The organism is Pseudoalteromonas sp. J2K-J979 (assembly GCF_058169715.2).
In genome coordinates this window covers 435,315-453,522 of sequence record NZ_CM200281.1, presented here as the reverse complement: position 1 = coordinate 453,522, position 18,208 = coordinate 435,315, and the positions used below count along the sequence as shown (strand labels likewise).

Annotated in this window: 19 protein-coding genes and 1 other RNA gene; 12 read left to right on the top strand and 8 right to left on the bottom strand. The window is 41.3% G+C overall.

Annotated features, from left to right (window positions below):
* Nucleotides 1-273 precede the first annotated feature (273 nt).
* The 5 genes from AC3KVK_RS02175 (at nucleotide 274) to AC3KVK_RS02155 (ending at nucleotide 4,473) form a co-directional block, all read left to right on the top strand.
* Nucleotides 274-1,869, top strand: a complete 1,596-nt coding sequence (locus tag AC3KVK_RS02175) for a S41 family peptidase (protein WP_490311069.1) — start codon at nucleotides 274-276, stop codon at nucleotides 1,867-1,869.
* Nucleotides 1,870-2,256, top strand: a complete 387-nt coding sequence (locus AC3KVK_RS02170) for a hypothetical protein (protein ID WP_490311070.1) — start codon at nucleotides 1,870-1,872, stop codon at nucleotides 2,254-2,256. It abuts the gene before it with no gap.
* Nucleotides 2,257-2,420: 164 nt separating this feature from the next.
* A complete protein-coding gene (locus AC3KVK_RS02165) occupies nucleotides 2,421-2,879 on the top strand; it encodes a DoxX family protein (RefSeq protein ID WP_490311071.1) in 459 nt (152 codons plus the stop codon).
* A complete protein-coding gene (locus AC3KVK_RS02160) occupies nucleotides 2,872-3,810 on the top strand; it encodes a LysR family transcriptional regulator (protein ID WP_490311072.1) in 939 nt (312 codons plus the stop codon). Before AC3KVK_RS02165 ends, AC3KVK_RS02160 begins: the two co-directional genes overlap by 8 nt.
* 54 nt (nucleotides 3,811-3,864) lie before the next feature.
* Nucleotides 3,865-4,473: a LysE family translocator gene (locus AC3KVK_RS02155; protein WP_490311073.1), complete on the top strand. Its 609-nt coding sequence runs from the start codon at nucleotides 3,865-3,867 to the stop codon at nucleotides 4,471-4,473.
* A 92-nt stretch (nucleotides 4,474-4,565) separates the two neighbouring features.
* Here the strand turns inward: AC3KVK_RS02155 and AC3KVK_RS02150 are convergent, their stop codons facing one another.
* From AC3KVK_RS02150 to rsmI, 3 genes are all read right to left on the bottom strand, one after another.
* Nucleotides 4,566-6,047, bottom strand: coding sequence for a serine hydrolase domain-containing protein (locus AC3KVK_RS02150; RefSeq protein ID WP_490311074.1), 1,482 nt, complete (start codon nucleotides 6,045-6,047; stop codon nucleotides 4,566-4,568).
* 384 nt (nucleotides 6,048-6,431) lie between these two features.
* An RNA gene (gene rnpB / locus AC3KVK_RS02145) (RNase P RNA component class A) lies at nucleotides 6,432-6,785 on the bottom strand.
* Nucleotides 6,786-6,898: 113 nt separating this feature from the next.
* Nucleotides 6,899-7,759, bottom strand: a complete 861-nt coding sequence (gene rsmI, locus AC3KVK_RS02140; RefSeq protein ID WP_490311075.1) for a 16S rRNA (cytidine(1402)-2'-O)-methyltransferase — start codon at nucleotides 7,757-7,759, stop codon at nucleotides 6,899-6,901.
* Between the two features lie 59 nt (nucleotides 7,760-7,818).
* Here rsmI and AC3KVK_RS02135 point away from each other — a divergent pair, with 59 nt between their 5' ends.
* The 7 genes from AC3KVK_RS02135 (at nucleotide 7,819) to AC3KVK_RS02105 (ending at nucleotide 14,120) form a co-directional block, all read left to right on the top strand.
* Entirely contained in the window at nucleotides 7,819-9,708 is a 1,890-nt protein-coding gene (locus AC3KVK_RS02135; protein ID WP_490311076.1) for a penicillin-binding protein activator, read from the top strand.
* 69 nt (nucleotides 9,709-9,777) lie between these two features.
* The gene (locus tag AC3KVK_RS02130; protein WP_490311077.1) at nucleotides 9,778-10,149 is read left to right on the top strand and encodes a YraN family protein; all 372 of its coding nucleotides are present in this window, start codon (nucleotides 9,778-9,780) and stop codon (nucleotides 10,147-10,149) included.
* A 9-nt stretch (nucleotides 10,150-10,158) separates the two neighbouring features.
* Nucleotides 10,159-10,746: an SIS domain-containing protein gene (locus AC3KVK_RS02125; protein ID WP_490311078.1), complete on the top strand. Its 588-nt coding sequence runs from the start codon at nucleotides 10,159-10,161 to the stop codon at nucleotides 10,744-10,746.
* A complete protein-coding gene (gene dolP, locus AC3KVK_RS02120) occupies nucleotides 10,746-11,309 on the top strand; it encodes a division/outer membrane stress-associated lipid-binding lipoprotein (protein WP_490311079.1) in 564 nt (187 codons plus the stop codon). Before AC3KVK_RS02125 ends, dolP begins: the two co-directional genes overlap by 1 nt.
* Before the next feature lie 121 nt (nucleotides 11,310-11,430).
* Nucleotides 11,431-12,393, top strand: a complete 963-nt coding sequence (locus AC3KVK_RS02115) for a TRAP transporter substrate-binding protein (RefSeq protein WP_490311080.1) — start codon at nucleotides 11,431-11,433, stop codon at nucleotides 12,391-12,393.
* The gene (locus tag AC3KVK_RS02110) at nucleotides 12,386-12,847 is read left to right on the top strand and encodes a TRAP transporter small permease (RefSeq protein ID WP_490311081.1); all 462 of its coding nucleotides are present in this window, start codon (nucleotides 12,386-12,388) and stop codon (nucleotides 12,845-12,847) included. The genes AC3KVK_RS02115 and AC3KVK_RS02110 overlap by 8 nt, the downstream gene beginning before the upstream one ends.
* Nucleotides 12,840-14,120 carry a TRAP transporter large permease gene (locus tag AC3KVK_RS02105; protein WP_490311082.1) on the top strand — a complete coding sequence of 427 codons (1,281 nt, stop codon included), beginning with the start codon at nucleotides 12,840-12,842 and terminating at the stop codon, nucleotides 14,118-14,120. Before AC3KVK_RS02110 ends, AC3KVK_RS02105 begins: the two co-directional genes overlap by 8 nt.
* Nucleotides 14,121-14,154: 34 nt before the next feature.
* Here AC3KVK_RS02105 and AC3KVK_RS02100 read toward each other — a convergent pair whose 3' ends face one another.
* The 5 genes from AC3KVK_RS02100 to petA all read right to left on the bottom strand — a co-directional run bounded on the left by AC3KVK_RS02100 (nucleotide 14,155) and on the right by petA (nucleotide 18,066).
* Nucleotides 14,155-14,574, bottom strand: a complete 420-nt coding sequence (locus tag AC3KVK_RS02100) for a ClpXP protease specificity-enhancing factor (protein WP_490311083.1) — start codon at nucleotides 14,572-14,574, stop codon at nucleotides 14,155-14,157.
* A 182-nt stretch (nucleotides 14,575-14,756) separates the two neighbouring features.
* The gene (sspA, locus tag AC3KVK_RS02095) at nucleotides 14,757-15,383 is read right to left on the bottom strand and encodes a stringent starvation protein SspA (protein ID WP_086744145.1); all 627 of its coding nucleotides are present in this window, start codon (nucleotides 15,381-15,383) and stop codon (nucleotides 14,757-14,759) included.
* Nucleotides 15,384-15,464: 81 nt separating this feature from the next.
* Nucleotides 15,465-16,214, bottom strand: a complete 750-nt coding sequence (locus tag AC3KVK_RS02090; protein ID WP_490311084.1) for a cytochrome c1 — start codon at nucleotides 16,212-16,214, stop codon at nucleotides 15,465-15,467.
* Nucleotides 16,211-17,476 carry a cytochrome b gene (locus AC3KVK_RS02085; RefSeq protein WP_490311085.1) on the bottom strand — a complete coding sequence of 422 codons (1,266 nt, stop codon included), beginning with the start codon at nucleotides 17,474-17,476 and terminating at the stop codon, nucleotides 16,211-16,213. The genes AC3KVK_RS02090 and AC3KVK_RS02085 overlap by 4 nt, the downstream gene beginning before the upstream one ends.
* Nucleotides 17,476-18,066, bottom strand: coding sequence for a ubiquinol-cytochrome c reductase iron-sulfur subunit (petA, locus tag AC3KVK_RS02080; RefSeq protein ID WP_490311086.1), 591 nt, complete (start codon nucleotides 18,064-18,066; stop codon nucleotides 17,476-17,478). Before petA ends, AC3KVK_RS02085 begins: the two co-directional genes overlap by 1 nt.
* Nucleotides 18,067-18,208: the final 142 nt, after the last annotated feature.

Here is an 18,208-nt window from a genome sequence, read left to right as displayed (position 1 = left end):
GAAACATGATGAAAAAGGAACCATTAATTACATATTTGCTCTTTAAAGCCCATTTTGAAGATTCTGTGAGCAGCTTTTAACACCTATTTAGCTAATCAATTGTAAATAAACGTGAATAAACAATTACATTGCGATTACACAACTTTTTACATTTATTATGTTTCTAGTAATATACAATTTGAACTGGTTATAAAAGTATCGAATTCATTGTACCGGCTTTCATAAAGGGGCATTTTGAGAATTCGACCCAAAAGTAATGCAAAGGAAGTACGAATGTTTAAAGTCTATCGTTTAACAAAAATAGGTGCTCTCATAGCAAGTGCATTTGCATTAAGTGCATGCGGAGGCGGAAGCAATAATGAGACGACCCTCCCTGATTCAGGAGTCGCGCCTGATACAACTTGGACAGCTGGCAACTTCAGTCCTGCCTCAACATTCAAAGATTATTGCGATAGCCCGCGAACAGGTAACGATCCCTATAATAGTAACCGACCTTACCCGGACAAGTTAGGCGCGGCCGCTCATGAAAAAATGTGGTTACGCAGTTGGACCAATGAAACCTACTTGTGGTACGACGAAGTCCCAGATAATAATCCGGCCAATTTCACTGTCGCCGCTTTTTTTGACCAATTAAAAACTTCACAACAGACTGACTCTGGTGCACAAAAAGATCAGTTTCACTTTGCGCGTAACACTGCCGATTATAAAAAAGAAACTCAAGCTGGCGTTGTATCAGGTTATGGTATTGAGTGGAGTGCTATCGCACGAAGCGCCCCTCGTGATTTCAAAGTCGCGTTTACCGAGCCCAACTCACCAGCAGCCAATGCAGGTATTGAGCGAGGCTTTACGCTGACCTATGTTGATGGGATTGATTTTGTGAATGATACCAGCCAAGCCGGTGTTAATACCCTTAATGCTGCGCTCTTTCCGAGTAACGCTGGCGAGACCCATCAATTCACATTCTTAAATCGTGCCAATCAAAGCATCACCGTTAATCTGTCGTCTGCTGATATTGAGTCCTCACCAGTTCAAAATATTAAAATACTCGATAGCAACCAAGGAAAGGTCGGTTATGTGCAATTTAATGCTCATATCGCCAAAGCACAAGATGGTTTAATTTCAGCAATCAACCAATTTTCTAATGCGAATGTCTCGGAACTAGTCGTTGATTTACGCTATAACGGTGGCGGCTTGCTGGCACTGGCATCTCAGTTTGCCTATATGGTCGCAGGTGATAATGCCACTGCCAACCGTACATTTGAGCAAACGGTATTTAATGATAAAACCACCCCGAGTGCCCCAACCCCATTTTACTCAAAGCAAATTGATTACACCGCGAGTGTGCTCACCAATAATAATTTACCTAACTTATCGCTAAATCGTGTATTTGTCTTAACCACAGAGCAAACTTGCTCGGCTAGCGAAGCGTTTATAAATGGCCTACAAGGTATCGATGTTGAAGTCATTCAAATCGGAGGGCAAACCTGTGGAAAGCCTTATGGCTTTTACCCGACCGATAATTGCGCGACGACCTACTTCAGCATTCAATTTTCTGGTGTAAACGCCAAAGGCTTTGGTGATTATGCAGATGGATTTAAACCCGCTTTGACCCCACAGTATGATGATCAAATCAAAGGCTGCAATCTCAGCGATGACTTTAGCAAAGTGCTTGGCGATCCAAGTGAAAGATTGCTCAACGGAGCGCTTACTTATATCAATTCGGGTAGCTGTCCGGTCAATAAAACACAGATGAGATCAGCACCAAAACCGTCTTATGTGAATAAACCTGGGGATGTATTTGATATTCGCTATCAATCATTTTTGCTTGAAAACAAAATTAACGCACAACCTATCAAGCAGGAGCAGTAGATGAAAGCATTCTCACTCAAACAATTGACAGCAATCTTGATCGGCACTTTATTACTTGTGACAGGTTGTCAGCAAACCCACGCACAGTTGCAACCTGCACGCATCATAGATGTGAGCCCACAAAGTAAAGCCCAGTTGCAAAAAGCCATCAAAGCCTTACTTAACCGCGATATCAAAATTGCCGATAATGCGTTCAGCCAAACCAGTGAAATCCTCGTCGAACGGGTGGTGTTAAAAGATGATCGAGGCTTGCCGATTATGGGGCGTGAGTTTGGTAATGTACTCAAATTATCTTTATTCACGGATGGCAATGGCTGCTTTTTACAATCGAGTGAAACTGCTCAATTACAAACCACCGTCGAAAGTGTCCGCTGTCAGGCTTTGTAATCAAAATCCAAATGAAACCAAAGCCCCTTAAGGGGCTTTTTTTATTTATACACTTTTGCCCTATTTTTAATAAGATGAAAAAAAAGACTACCTAAAATGAATTGATATGATTATTAAGAATACCCAGTTAAGCTTACACTGAACTCTCATCATCAGGAGTTAACATGCAAACCAAACTATTAAGTGTATTTAACAGTAATCACCATGCATTCGCTCCCTTACTGCTGCGTTTAGTCATCGGTATTATTTTTATCGGCCACGGTTATGGCAAACTATTTGCCGATGGCAACCCAGGCAATTTTGCAGCTTGGCTTGCTAGTTTAGGCCTTGAGCCGAGCTATTTACTGGCTGTATCTGCAGGCCTAGCAGAAACGTTTGGTGGTTTACTCATCATATTGGGTTTGCTGACTCGTTTTGCCGCAGCCAGCTGCATAATTGTAATGACGAATGCGATCGTGTTTGTTCATTTAAACAAAGGTATGTTTGGCCAAGGAGGTTATGAATTTCAACTTTTGCTCTGGGTAAGTTGTCTTTTCTTTATTATTCAAGGCGCTGGAAAGTGGTCTTTGGATTCCTTAATAACAACAAAACTACAACAAGGGCTCAATCAGATTAATGAATAATTATAAATTACTGCCTGCGCTAATGTCGCTACTGACTACTCGCAATCTGACTGAGTCGGCAAAACAGCTTAATGTCAGCCAGTCAGCTATGAGCAAAACCCTGATTTTAATTCGTCAATCTTTCAAAGATCCTATCTTAATTCGTGAAGGAAACAGCTTTCGCCTCACACAACGTGCCGAACAACTCAAACAACAATTACCAAGCCTTTTAAATAGTGTCGATGCACTATACCTCCCCGAATCTTTTGATTTAACGCAATGTGAGCGCCAGTTTAGTTTGGCTTCAAGTGATTATGTAGCTCAATTTGTACTGCCAAGAATTTGTAATCAGATACAACAGCACACCCCAAAAGCAACAATTAATTACCAACTTTGGCAAAGCGCGTGGCTGACAGAACTAATTGATAAAAAAATAGACCTAGTATCGACCATTGCAGACGGCATCCCTGAAAACTTGTATGGGAAAAAAATGGCCGAAGACCCTCTCGTTGTTGTCATGCGAAAAGAACATCCTTTGAGCCAATCACATTTAGATCTTCAACGCTATTGTGATGCTCATCATGTCGTTATCAGTGGAGGAGGAGATAAAGACAGTGCACTTTATATCGCGTTAAATAAACTGAATAAACAGCGAAACATCTTTGCTAACGTGCCTTTTTTTCAGGCTGCTATTGAGCTTTTGAACACCACAGATACCTTACTGACCACTCCATTACATATTGCAGCAACGTACGCAGAAAAAAATAATCTCCTAATCAAACCCTTGCCCCTCGTGGTACCAAACAATCACTATTACGTGCTTTGGCATGCTAAATACCATCATGATCCAGCGCATAAGTGGTTTCGCGAACTGTGTTATCCGTTATTCAAACAACATATATTAACTACGGTTCAGCGAGGGAAAAGTCTACTCCAGCAAAATAAACAGTAACACACTCATTTAAATAATGAGTTAGCTTAAACCTAACTCAAGACAGGAAAAATTATGGAATTAACAGCTTGGTTATCTCTAGCAAGTATTTGTGTACTAGGTGCAATGACTCCAGGACCCAGTCTAGCTGTCATTTTAAAACATACCGTGGCCGGCGGTCGTAGCCATGGTTTATGTGCAAGTATTGCGCACGGTTTAGCGATTGCCCTGTACGCGTTACTCACAGTTTTGGGCATGGCGCTTATAATTACTAACACGCCTTGGCTATTTAATATTATTAAATATGCCGGAGCCGCATTTTTACTTTTTTTAGCTTATCAAGCACTCACAGCTAAAGCGGGAAACGACACACTCACTGTCCACAAAGAAACAGTCACCCTGTGGCAAAGTAGCCGAGAAGGGTTCTTAATCGCGTTTTTAAATCCCAAAATAGCGCTATTTTTTATTGCTCTATTCAGTCAGTTTATTGATTTAGATGCTCTTTGGCCCCAAAAAATACTCATGGTCGCCACGGTCAGTGGCATCGATACGCTGTGGTATTGTTTGATCTCCGTCGTACTCTCGCAATCAAGCATGTTGGCAAGTTTGCGAAAAAACAGTCATATCGTAGATAAAATAACCGGAGTCGCATTGCTTTTAGTCACTGCGCGAGTCCTGCTTTAACTAAACGCGTTTAAACAGAAAAAGCCGACGCTCTACGTCGGTTTTTCTATCTGTTATGAGAGTCGCCGTTTTTTTCATGATAGATATTGCTATCACTTTACTTGCGCTTTTAAGGCGACGACTCGCTGTTGTGACATTTTTGCATGTGGGTTGAGTTTCACAACCGCTTCATAATTTTTTAATGCCTCTGAATATCGATTCTGCATGTCGTATGCTTTTGCTAAGCCAAAATAGTAAAAAGAATGCTGATCATTAATCGAAATCAAACACTTAAATACCTCGATTGCATCCTCCACTCGCTGTGCCGCTAATAGCTCGAACCCCCACTCTGCAATGATATCAAGATCAAAGGTGACTCCTGTATCATGCTCAACATCTTTAAATGTGTTAGCAAATTTTTGAAAACCATTTTCTTTCGCGGATCTATCTAAATACTCCATCGGCCTGTATGAATTAACTTTATCTGGGTGATTGAAATTAGGAATATAATAAGCCGCAATATCATCGACAAATGTGATCGGTAGTGCGCCGAGTAAGTTTGTTAACACAACCACTGACACATCATCTTTAGGGTAAGTAATCAGAGTACTCGCATTGGCACCACTGGCGCTGATACTTGGGTGATATTTACGCTGCCCCACTTGCCAACCCATAGCATAACCATTCTCTTTGTTATTAAAACCTTCAGTTCTATTATTATTGAGCCTCACGGGTTGCCACAATCGCTCCACATTTTTTACTAATTGACCATTTTGCAAAGCAATAATATAGTCGGCCAGTTCTAATGCGGTTGAACTCATCCCTGCTGCCGTTCTTAACATTTGTGCAAATTCACCATAAAAGTTTTTATATGCACCACTTCCAAGGTGAATATATTGCCTTGATTGATTGGGGATCACCAACTCTAAGTTACTAAACCCAGCTAAAGCCGTTTGCTTCATTCCTACCGATTTAAGTTGGTAATCGTTAATATAACCTGCGAAACCTTCAGGAATATAGTGATCAATCAGTTTGCCGAGTACGATATACCCTGTTTGATTGTAACTAAAGCGACTGTTGGGTTCGAATAAAAATGCTCGCTCTTGAACGGCTTGCCAAGAAGCATCAATATCACCCGGCACAATTAATTCCAACGAACTCGTGGAAGCCAAAATTTCAGGTAACCCTGAGCTGTGCGCCATTAATTGCTGAATAGTTAACCCATGCCACGAGGTCGGCAGCGAAGGTAAATGTTTACCAATTGGATCATCAAGCTGCATTACGCCTTTCTCTACCAACTGCATAATGGCCACCCCTGTAAATGCCTTTGTCATTGAATTAATTGCAAAGAGAGTATTATCTGTCACAGGTACACTATGTTGTAAATCAGCCATACCATAACTGGCATGCTTTACAACTTTGCCATTTTTAACGACAGCAAGTTGCAAGCCCGGAATTTTTCGTTCAGCCATAACCGAATTGATATACTGATCTAAAGATGGTTCAGCCTTCGATGAAAATGAAACAAATAGTGAGCAAAGCAAACCCATCACCAACAAACATGTATAGAGCAGGTGTTTAATATTTTTATCCATTACAAAGCCTTGTTTTTGTAGTGTTTTTATTAATACTATTATGACCAGAGCATATCGCATGCCAAATATATAAGCTTATATTTCAATATGTTACATTTTAAATAATTTTTATTGGGTGTAAAAACAAAACATTTAATCATATTCACCAATATATCGTTATTTTTACAAACAAATAAAAAACAACTTATATTTATTTGTGTAATTACAGTTCTGTACTGATATTTGGCATTTGGAAAAATAACTTTATTGTTTCGGCTTGGGATGAGTTTGGCATTGGGTGAGAAAAAGGCGTTTACTGACCCTCACCAATAAAAAATTAATGTAACCACAGCTAAATCGATAAACAAAAAAAGCCCGATGCAATGCATCGGGCTTTTTTATAATTTAGTGAGTCAGCCAATAAGCCGGGTTCTGTCGTGGATAATCATTCGTCTAGGCCTAAAATCGCTCTTAGGCTCAAGCAACCTACCCGGTTCCGATGTGGGCCACACCATAAGGAACCCTATTTGGTCTTGCTCCGGGTGGAGTTTACCTTGCAACCAACTGTTACCAGTGGCCCGGTGCGCTCTTACCGCACCCTTTCACCCTTACCAATCCGAAGATTGGCGGTCTTCTCTCTGCTGCACTTGTCGTAGGCTCGCGCCCCCCAGCCGTTAGCTGGCACCCTGCCCTGTGGAGCCCGGACTTTCCTCCCCCTGATCATTTTCGTCACAGGCAGCGATTATCTCGGCCAACTCGGGCGGCATTATACGCAATTAGCTTACTAGTTACAGTTTTATTTCGCTTTTTAACGAAGGCTCTCATCTAGAATACCAGACAAAAAGTGTCGTTATAGTAGCCAAACGCTACGCTTAATCGTCTTTATCTGCCAATACCGCTTTATACAGGGCATTTTTTTTGATGCCAAAGTAATCAGCCACGATGCCACACGCTTTTTTCATTGGCATTGCTTCTTCAAGTAAACCCAGCATTCGCCTTGCATCGGCCGGTATTTCATCTTGCTGTTTTGCTTTACCCGGTAACATTAATACAATCTCACCGCGCTGGCGCGTAGGATCATCGGTGAGGAACGTTCGAAGCTCCACAACTGTGCCACTAAAAAATGTTTCAAAGGTTTTAGTGAGCTCTTTAGCCAAGACCACAGTTTGATCTTCACCCAATACAGCTTCGATATCATCTAAACTTGCCATGATTCGATGAGTACTTTCATAAATTATGCTGGTCATGCCGCTTTCAAATGCAGATAAAAAGAAATCTTGTCGCGCTTTACTTTTTGCAGGACTAAACCCTAAAAATTGAAAACGATCGGTTGGGAGGCCTGAACAACTCACCGCAGCAATAGCGGCACATGCACCTGGCACGGGTGTCACTTTTGCGCCCTGCTCACGGCATAGGCTCACAACTGAGTAACCAGGATCGCTAATTAGCGGAGTCCCCGCATCAGACACCAACGCAACATCGAGCCCTTCATTGAGCCAATCAACGATTTGTTGCGCTTTTTGTTTTTCATTGTGATCATGCAAAGCAAATGTTTTCGCTTTAATCGCTAAATGACTCAACAATTTACCAGTATGGCGTGTATCTTCGGCTGCAATTAAATCAACACTTGAAAGCGTCGCAATTGCGCGCTGACTAATATCATCTAAATTACCTATCGGGGTTGCTACCACGTACAAGGTACCAATTTTGTTCGATTTATCCCCATTTAACATTGAGGTCTCCTACATCAGTCAGTAATATACACACATCGCTTACTAGTTGAGAAAATTCTGTGCGACTTAAACATTCTAGCTTTATTTTGTTATTTTCCTTGTTATCTGCATGTAGTACAACAGAGAAAACCACCATAGAGCAACAAACCGTAGTAAAACCTGTCGAAAAAGTCGCGCCTCAGATCTTTGATGCTCAAACCCTATACGATAATGCCCGTTTAAAACGCGGCATCGATAAAATTCAAATGCTCTATGGTGCTCGCGATAAAGCCATTACCGAGCAAAATTGGGCACTTTTACAAACTATTTGCCAAGACTTACTCAGCCGCCAAGGGGTCGATCGGGTTCAAAATAACCTGTATTTATCATTGGCTCAATTTAAGCAACGACGCTATCCAAACGCTTTGGCATCTTTGGATAATCTACAAGATAAGCTCACTAGCCCGATTCATTTTTATTGGCACCAATTTATCAGTGGCCAGATTTATGCTGAACAAGTACTTACATCTCAGGCGTTACCTTACTTATTTCGAGCGTCAGAAACAGCCGTTAAGCACCAAATTGAAGCATCTGATCTCAATCTACTTATTTGGCAACAACTAAACCTGTTACCTGCTTTTACGTTAAATCAACTAAAAGACGGCTCTCTCATTCAACAGGGCTGGGTTAATTTAGCACTATACAGCCAACTCTATGTCGGTGATCCGGTCGCTTTGCACAGTGCAATGAATAACTGGCAACGACGCTACCCTCGCCACCCTGCAAGTTTTGCTTTACCTGAGAAAATGCAAACTTTAATGGAAATAGAACCATTTAATGTCAAAAAGCTCGCTATATTATTGCCAAAAAACAATAAGAAAAATGAGCGTAATAACGATGCACTTACAGCCGGTATTTTAGCTGCCGTCGAATTTAATAGCTCAACAAGCTTGCAATTTATAGACTCTGAGCAAACCAGCGAACAAATAAAAAATCAGCTTGAAGAGTTTGCACCTGATTTTATTATTGGTCCCTTGCTGCGTGAAAACATTGAGCGCTTAAAGCAAGATAATGTCTTGGCCAACTATCCGGCGCTATACCTTAACAGCAGCATTCAAGAGCGATCTTCTTTAGAGCACTTTTATTTTGCACTCGCCCCCGAACATGAAATCAATCAAGCTATTGAGCACTTTCTATCTCAACCATATAAAAAACCGCTTATATTAGCGCCACAAAATCGTTCAGGCACACGATTGGTTGAACACTTTAACCGACAGTGGCAATTGTACTCTGAAGTGGAACCTGAAATTGCGTTTTATAGCAATAACCAAGATATGCAAAAGCAAGTCAGACAATTGCTTGAAGTGGATAAAAGCCAACAACGAATTGCCCAAATCAATTTAATGTTTAAAGAGAAACTCCACAGCGAAGCGCGTTCTCGTCGAGATTTTGATGTGATTTATCTAATTGCCGATGCCGTTAAAACAAGGCTTTTAAAGCCTTATTTTGATGTCAGTATTAGCACATTTGCAGAGCAACCTCCTATTTACGCGATGTCCCGTAGTCACAGCCTCTTGGTTGATAAATCTGACAAACGTGATTTACAAGGGCTATATTTTACCGACATGCCTTGGATGCTGCCGATTAAACAAACAGCGCCTGAACTTCGCGGCCAATTTGATGAGTTATGGCCCGATCAAGCCGATTTACAACAGCAACTGTTTGCTATGGGTTATGATGCTGTGCGATTAATTCCTGAATTACGCCAACTTAATGCACTACCGGGTAAACGCGTAAAGGGCCTAACAGGTCGTCTATCCGTCAATGAACTGGGTGAAATTGAGCGTCAATTGCAATGGGCACAATACCGCAGGCAATCAATCAAAGCAGTCACTTTGAAACAAGAAAAGCCAACCCCACTGTTTATGCAACCTCAATTAACTGAATCCTCTTCGCCGGTCTCTGAATAATCAGCTTCACCTGTTTTCAAATCAACGCTATGCTTTTATTAGTCTTTATTTTGAAAACAGGTATCAAGGATGAACTGGTTAACTCGAAGCTTTGCCAATACACGCCAAAAAGGTGAGTTTTATGAACTCGAAGCCGAGCACTATTTAACGCAACAGGGGCTGACACCTGTTGAACGAAATTTTTGGTGTAAATTAGGTGAAATTGACCTCATAATGAAAGATCAGCAAACTTGGGTGTTTATCGAAGTAAAATACCGTAAGGGCCTGCAATATGGGGGAGCGAATGCCGCGTTCACAAAACAAAAACAACAACGACTACATCGAGCCATTTCTGTCTACATTCAACAGCATCAACTACAAAATTCGCCGTTAAGAGTCGACTTTATGGCAATAAATGGGCAAAATCCCTATCAATTTAATTGGTTCAAAAATGTTCTGTGAGCGTCGAGTATGCAAGAAATAGTCAAAGAAATTTACACTGAAAGTATTCAAGCCCAAATCGCTGCAGGTGAAGTGTTACCAAGTGCGCTAGAAACAGCCGCTTTTACTATGGCGCAAAGTCTCATCAATGGGAATAAGCTCTTGTGCTGCGGTGCTCAGGGATGCCATATGTTAGCGCAACACATGGCCAATTTGTTGGTGAACTTTTATGAAACAGAGCGCCCATGCTTGCCCGCTATTGCTTTAAGCTCTGAACTGACGCACTTAAGCAGCTATGCAGAACAAAGTGATACTGATGCATTTGCTCGCCAAGTACGCGCATTTGCGCAACAAGGTGATTTATTGATGGTTTTTGCTATCAATGGAAATGAAAAATCAGTTATTTCTGCAATTGAAGCGGCACTAACTAAGGATATGAGGGTCATAGCTTTAGTCGGAGATGACGGAGGTGAACTCGCGGGTTTACTGGGACCGAATGATGTTGAAATTCGCGTGCCCTCTAAACGCCCAAGTCGTATTGTTGAATCACAACTATTTAATATCCACTGCCTCAGTGAGCTAGTCGATATGACACTTTTCCCACAGGATGAAAGTTAATGTTACATAAAGTCGTAATTATTTTAGCCCTAATCGCACTTCAAGGTTGTGCTGCAGCGATTGTTGCGGGAACAGCTGGTGCAGTATCTGCCGCCACTGATCGTCGTACACTCGGCACACAAATCGATGACAATAATATCGAAATAAAGGCAACTTTAGAAATAAAAGGGCAACCGCAACTGGCTAAGTTTGCCAATATTAGCGTTGTGAGCCTAAATGGAGTGGTGTTACTGATTGGTCAAACACCGACTGATGAAATGCGCACTGCCGCTGAGCGCGCAATCAAAGACGTCGCCGGTATCGTTAAAGTCCACAATCAAATTCGCATCGGAAGCAACGTCGGGATCAGCACCCGCACCCATGATTCATGGCTTACCTCCAAAGTAAAAACACGCCTCCTGACTGAAGAGTCGATTAGTGCCAATGACATTAAGGTTATCACTGAAAATGGCGAGGTTTTTCTAATGGGCTTAGTCAGCGCTCAAGAAGCCAATACTGCGGTTGATTTAGCACGCAATATTTCTGGCGTAGTAAAAGTAGTCAAAGTTTTCGAATATTTATAACTGTATGGGCTGAACAGTCAGCCCTTCTCACCTCCTTATTCATAGCTCCTTCAGTTAAGTGTTTATTTTTATCGGCTGAGATGATTTACTGTTAACAAAACACTTCAGCATAAAAATAATAATGAGAAAATTTTTTGTATTTGCTTACTTTATCTTTGCAAGCACGCCAACGCTTTCTCTAGATTTGGTGACACCGTATGGTGATTCAATTTTCCATACCCAAAACCTTCGCGAAATGGCTCAATCTCTAAAAAAAGACAACATTCATATCACGATTCATTCTGGCGCGAGTTTATACAAGGATAGTGAAATTTATCGAGCTGTACGCACAGGGCAAGTCGCGATGGGAGAAGTTTTTATTGGCTTATTAGGTAATCAGAACCCTATTTTTCAACTCGATAATTTACCTTTTTTAGTGTCAAACTTTGAAGATGCGCACTTATTATGGCAATTGTCACGTCCATATTTAGCTAAAGCACTTATTAAAGACGGCATTATGCTCTTGTTCGCAGCGCCATGGCCGCCACAAGGTATTTATAGCCAAGTAGAGTTAACTGACTTAAGCAAGCTGCACAATAGTAAGATGCGTGCTTATAGCGCCATTACTGCTGACTTAGCCACCCTAATGAAGGCAAACCCTACTTCGGTTCAAGCCTCTGAAATTGCACAAGCCTTTAGTACGGGTATGATAGATAGCATGATTACCTCGCCTTCAACAGGAGTCAGTAGTCGTGCATGGGACTTTGTTAAACACTACTCTGATAGCCAAGCTTGGATCCCAAAAAATATGCTAGTGATGAACCAACAAGCATTCTTTTCTCTCACCCCAGCTCAACAAGCAACACTTCTTGAACACGCCAATCAATTCGAGAAAAAAGCTTGGCAATTAGCCGCTGAAGAAACGCAATTAAAAACAAAAACGTTAGCCGACAATGGCTTAATAGTAACTAAACCAAATGAAAAGCTATTAAATCAACTTAATGATATTGGTAAACAAATGCTGAATAATTGGCTCGAAATAAGCCCAGAAACAAGCCATGAATTAATAAAGAAATTCTTAAAGCAAAGAGCGAACCATGACTAAATCCCCTTCTTTTCTTCTCTTAATAGCAATGAGTTGCATCGTATTAATTTTTATCTTGGTGTTAGCACAAATATTACTGCGCTTGCTTGATATTCAACTTCCTTCCGTCGAAGATTTTGCTGGGTACCTGTTAATAACGAGTTGTTTTTTAGGACTCGCCTATACTTTTGACGAGCAAGGTCATATCAGAGTCACTTTACTCCTTAATACGCGTTATAAACGCCTGAATGTAATCGCTGATTTTATCAGCCATATAACAGCTTTATTGATTAGTGTCTTTGTTGTCTACGCATGTTGGCAACTCATCAGTGACTCTTACCACTTTCATGAGCTGACAACTGGGCAAATCCCCTTACCCCAATGGCCATTGCAATTACCCATGTTAGTAGGATCTACCGTATTACTGGTCAGTATCTTAAAAGCCCTTCTTCTACTGGGGAAAAAACATGGATAGTTTGTTTGTTGCACTTTTATTAGCCCTGTCTTTATTGACATTTTTAGCTATGGGTTTATGGGTTAGTTTTAGCCTAATCCTAATTGCACTTTTAGCGTTAGTATTCAATGACAATCAAGCCATCGCGCTTATATTTTCGACAACCGCGTGGGGACACCTCACAAGCTGGTCATTAACTGCACTACCGTTGTTTATCTGGATGGGTGAATTACTGTACCGGGCTAATATCGGCAAAGATTTATTTGATGGCCTAAGCCCTTGGCTAAAGCGACTTCCAGGTGGACTCTTACATATCAACGTTTTTGGTTCTGGGGTTTTCGCGGCCGTGTCTGGTTCTTCAGCAGCCACCGCAGCAACAGTGGGTCGAATGACGTTACCTGAATTAAAAAAACGTGGCTATTCTGAACGCCAAAGCATTGGCTCCTTGGCTGGGTCAGCCACATTAGGGCTACTGATCCCACCATCGATTATTTTAATCGTTTACGGCGTCGCGAGTGATGTATCTATTGCGCAACTTTTTTTAGCCGGAGTGATCCCTGGTATCGTGTTAATGATGCTATTTTCTGTGTATTTGATTGTCTGTAACTTACTTAATGCTAGGCATAATGAGACTTCCATTCCCAGCTTAAAAAAACGTCATACAGCAGCAAAGCTACTCCCTATCGCACTCTTAATGACTTTAGTTATTGGCTCTATTTATAGCGGGTTAGCCACTCCGAGTGAATCAGCAGCATTAGGTGTGCTCGGAGCCTTACTTATTTGCAAATATAAAGGCTTACTGACTCTTTCTGCCTTTCACGACAGCCTTATTGCCTGCGTGAAAACCACAACAATGATTTTGTTTATTTTGTTGGGTGCTAGCTTTTTAACCATGGCGATGGGGTTTTTACAAATCCCAGCATCACTGGCTGCTTGGGTCGCAGAGCTTTCGTTATCACCAGCTGTGTTACTCATTGCGCTGACGGCGGTATTTATTATCTTGGGGTTATTTTTAGACGGGATCTCTATAGTGATATTAACCAGTTCAATTTTAATGCCGCTCATCAATCAAGCTGGATTTGATCCTATTTGGTTTGGCATTTATTTGGTTGTGGTGGTTGAAATGTCACAAATCACTCCGCCTGTAGGATTCAATCTATTTGTCTTAAAAGGGATCACTGGTAAACCTTTGCTTGAAATAGCACACGCGGCCCTACCATTTTTTCTTATTTTATTATTCAGCTTGATTTTGTTTTATCACTTTCCAAATCTTGTACTGTATTTGACAAACTAACATAAAAAAACCTGCATATTTGCAGGTTTTTTTATCATTTTACAACACGCAAATGTGATGGTTTTTTCTTAGCATCAGGCTCCGGTTTAGTCGGCTCTGGTGTTGAAACTTCAAACTCGTCTAAAAACTCATCTTCTTCATCAATCAGATCTGGTGTAAAGACCGTCCCTTCGCCATTTTCACGTGCATAAATAGCCAATACAGCTCCAACTGGCACAAATACTTGCATGGGTTGCCCGCCAAAGCGCGCATTAAAGCTTATGTGAGTATTATCCATTGTAAATTGAGCTACAGCACTTGGGCTGATATTTAGGACAATTTGTCCTTCTTGAACAAACTGCGTAGGAATTGTCACATCTGGATACGTAGCATCCACCACTAGATGAGGAGTGCATTGGTTGTCGACAATCCAATCAAAAAAAGCTCGGAGTAAATATGGACGATTAGGCGTCATGGAGTCGCATCCCTTGGTTATTTAGGCCTAATTGCATGCTTAATGCTGCGATGGCCTATATGCATTCAAATATGTTCAGAGGGTATCGTGTCACCATGGTTGATGCAAGATTACGAACAAAAAAATAGCGCTTAATCTACATTAAACGCCATTCTTGGATACGTGTTTGTCTAAACTCACTATTATAAGCGAATCTCACGCTCAGCTTCTGTCAATGAAGCTTGGAATGATTCACGCTCAAATAAACGCATCATGTACTCTTTTAACTCTTTGCTCCCTGCTCCCACTAGCTCAATACCAAATTCAGGCAAGCGCCATAATAATGGGGCTAAGTAGCAATCAACTAAGCTAAACTCTTCACTCATAAAATACGGAGCTTCAGAGAATATAGGTGCAACACTTAACAACGCTTCTGTTAGCTCTTTGCGAGCTTGCGCAGCGTCAGCGCCACCTTGATAGATTTTTGCTGCTAGCGAATACCAATCAGTATCAATACGGTGCATCATTAAACGACTACGGCCGCGCATCACTGGGTAAACTGGCATTAATGGAGGATGTGGAAAACGCTCATCAAGGTATTCCATGATGATGTTTGCCTGGTACAGTCCTAACTCACGGTCGATCAAAGTCGGTACCGTGCCATAAGGGTTAATCTCGTGTAGCGCTTCTGGCAAATTTTCCTTTTCAGCCATATGGATATCTACACTTACACCTTTTTCCGCAAGTACAATGCGTACTTGGTGGCTATACATACAGTTTTCGCCAGAAAAAAGAGTCATTACAGGGCGTTTATTGGCAGCAACAGCCATGCCTTCCTCCGTTTATTATTGCTAGAGACAGCAAAAGGGGCTTAGGCCCCTATTGCTCATATTTACTCGAAAGCATCCAAATTAATGAACATCTCTCCAGTATTCTTTCTTCAGTAAGAATGCCAAGATAAATAAGATAAATAAGAATCCAATAACCTTGATACCCAGCGATTCTGATTCTAAGCGTGATGGCTCCCCGACATAAGCTAAGAAATTCGTGATATCTCTTGCAGCTTGATCGTACTCATCTGTGCTCATTTCACCAGAACCGTCAGTTTCTGTACCGATTACTTTCATTACCGTTTTACCATGCTCTTCCACTTCTTCAGTGATTGGAGTAGGTAAACCTTGTAACTCTTGTAAAACGTGCGGCATACCAACTAATGGGAATACAGTATTATTTACGCCAAATGGGCGAGACTCATCTTTATAGAAAGACTTCAAATATGTATAAATCCAATCAGTACCACGAACTCGACCGACTAAAGTTAAGTCAGGAGGTGCTGCTCCAAACCACTTAGCTGCATCATCCGAATCCATTGCATTTAAGATATGACCGCCTACTTTAGAACCGTCAAAAATGAGTTGTTCTTGACCTATTTCAGTAGGAATACCGATATCACGAAACGTACGTTCATAGCGCTGATACTGCATTTGGTGACAACCAAGACAGTAATTCATGAACAATTTAGCGCCTCGTTGTAACGATGCTTTATCTGTTAAGTCATTGTTAGCTTCCATTAATGGTACCGCAGGCCCTGCAGCAACAGCTAAAGTAGAGGCAACTGACGCAGAAAGAGCAAATAAACCGATAGCTAGTTTCTTGATCATTTCGTTAACCTCTCTGGCAATGGCTTAGTTTTTTCGTTTTTACTATAAACAAATAGCAATACAAAGAACATGAAGTAAGTCACAGTACAAATCTGAGATAAAATTGTCGAAAATACTGTTTGTGGTGTTGCACCAGCCCAACCTAAGATTACGAACGTGACAACAAACTGTGCAATATTCAATTTATGCCATTTACAACGGTAACGAATTGAGCGAACAGAACCACGATCTAACCAAGGTATTAATACCAACATGACAATAGAAGCACCCATCGCAGCAACACCGATCAACTTATCAGGGATTGCACGTAAAATCGCATAGAATGGCGTAAAGTACCAAACAGGGAAAATATGCTCTGGTGTTTTCAGTGGGTTGGCTGCTTCAAAGTTTGGCGCTTCTAAGAAGAAACCACCCATCGCAGGCGCAAAGAATACAACCCAGCAGAACAAAATTAAGAAACCAACAACACCGACAAGATCTTTTACTGTGTAGTAAGGGTGGAAAGGTATCGCATCGACGATGTCTTTCTTATCTGTGTAGTATTCATGGAATTTAAATTTAGGCTTATCTTCTTCAGCAACAGAACCTTTCTTACGTTTAATTTCAACGCCATCTGGGTTATTTGAACCCACTTCATGTAAAGCGACAATGTGTAAGAATACTAAGATAACAATAACAAGTGGTAAGGCAATAACGTGTAATGCAAAGAAACGGTTTAGTGTCGCACCTGAAATTACATAGTCACCACGGATCCACTGAGTAAGATCATCACCTATAACTGGTATTGCACCAAATAAGGAAATAATTACCTGCGCACCCCAGAATGACATCTGACCCCAAGGTAGTAGGTAACCCATGAACGCTTCTGCCATTAACGCTAAGAAAATTAGCATACCAAAAACCCACAATAATTCACGAGGCTTTTGGTAAGAACCATAGATCATACCTCGGAACATATGTAAGTACACAACAACGAAAAATGCAGATGCACCGGTTGAGTGTAAGTAACGAAGTAACCACCCATATTCAACATCACGCATGATGTATTCAACAGAAGCAAACGCACCTTCAGCTGAAGGAACATAGTTCATTGTTAACCAAATACCCGTTACGATCTGATTAACAAGTACTAACATGGCTAAAGAACCAAAAAAGTACCAGAAGTTAAAGTTTTTTGGCGCAGGATACTGTGCAATATGCATGTTCCATACACGTGTCATTGGAATGCGTTTATCAATCCAATCAACCAAATTTGCAAACATTAGGCAGCCCCTTCTTCAGCACCCACAACAATCGTGGTTTCGTCTGTAAAAATATAAGGCGGGATTTCTAAATTTAATGGTGCAGGAACCGCTTGGAATACGCGACCTGCCATATCAAACTTAGAACCATGACACGGACAGAAGAAACCATCATCCGTTCCCTCAACTTTTTCACCAAAGCCACCTTGAAGGAAACTTGGTGAACAGCCCAAGTGAGTACAAATACCCACAGCAACAAAGATTTCTTCGCGCTTAGAACGATACCCGTTTTTAGCGAACTCAGGTTGTTGAGGCTCATCTGATTGCGGGTCACGAAGTTGTCCTTCATGTGCTTTCATTTGCCCAAGCATTTCTGGTGTACGATACACAACCCATACAGGTTTGCCTCGCCACTCAACACGAATTAATTGTCCTGGCTCAAGTTTACTGATATCCACTTCAACAGGCGCACCTGCAGATTTGGCTCTCTCACTTGGATTCCATGACGCAATAAAAGGAACAGCAGCTCCGGCCGCACCAACACCACCTACAACAGAGGTAGCGATGGTTAAAAAGCGACGTCGGCTATTGTCTACAGGCGCATTGCTCATCCACTCATCTCCACTATGATTCTCAACACTTGCTATATCGAGAATTCAGTTACAGCAGGTTAAATTTTGAAGTTACAAAATAGAAGCGATCATAAATAAAACCCTTGATTAAAACAAGGATATTGAAGGTCAAGCAGCCGAA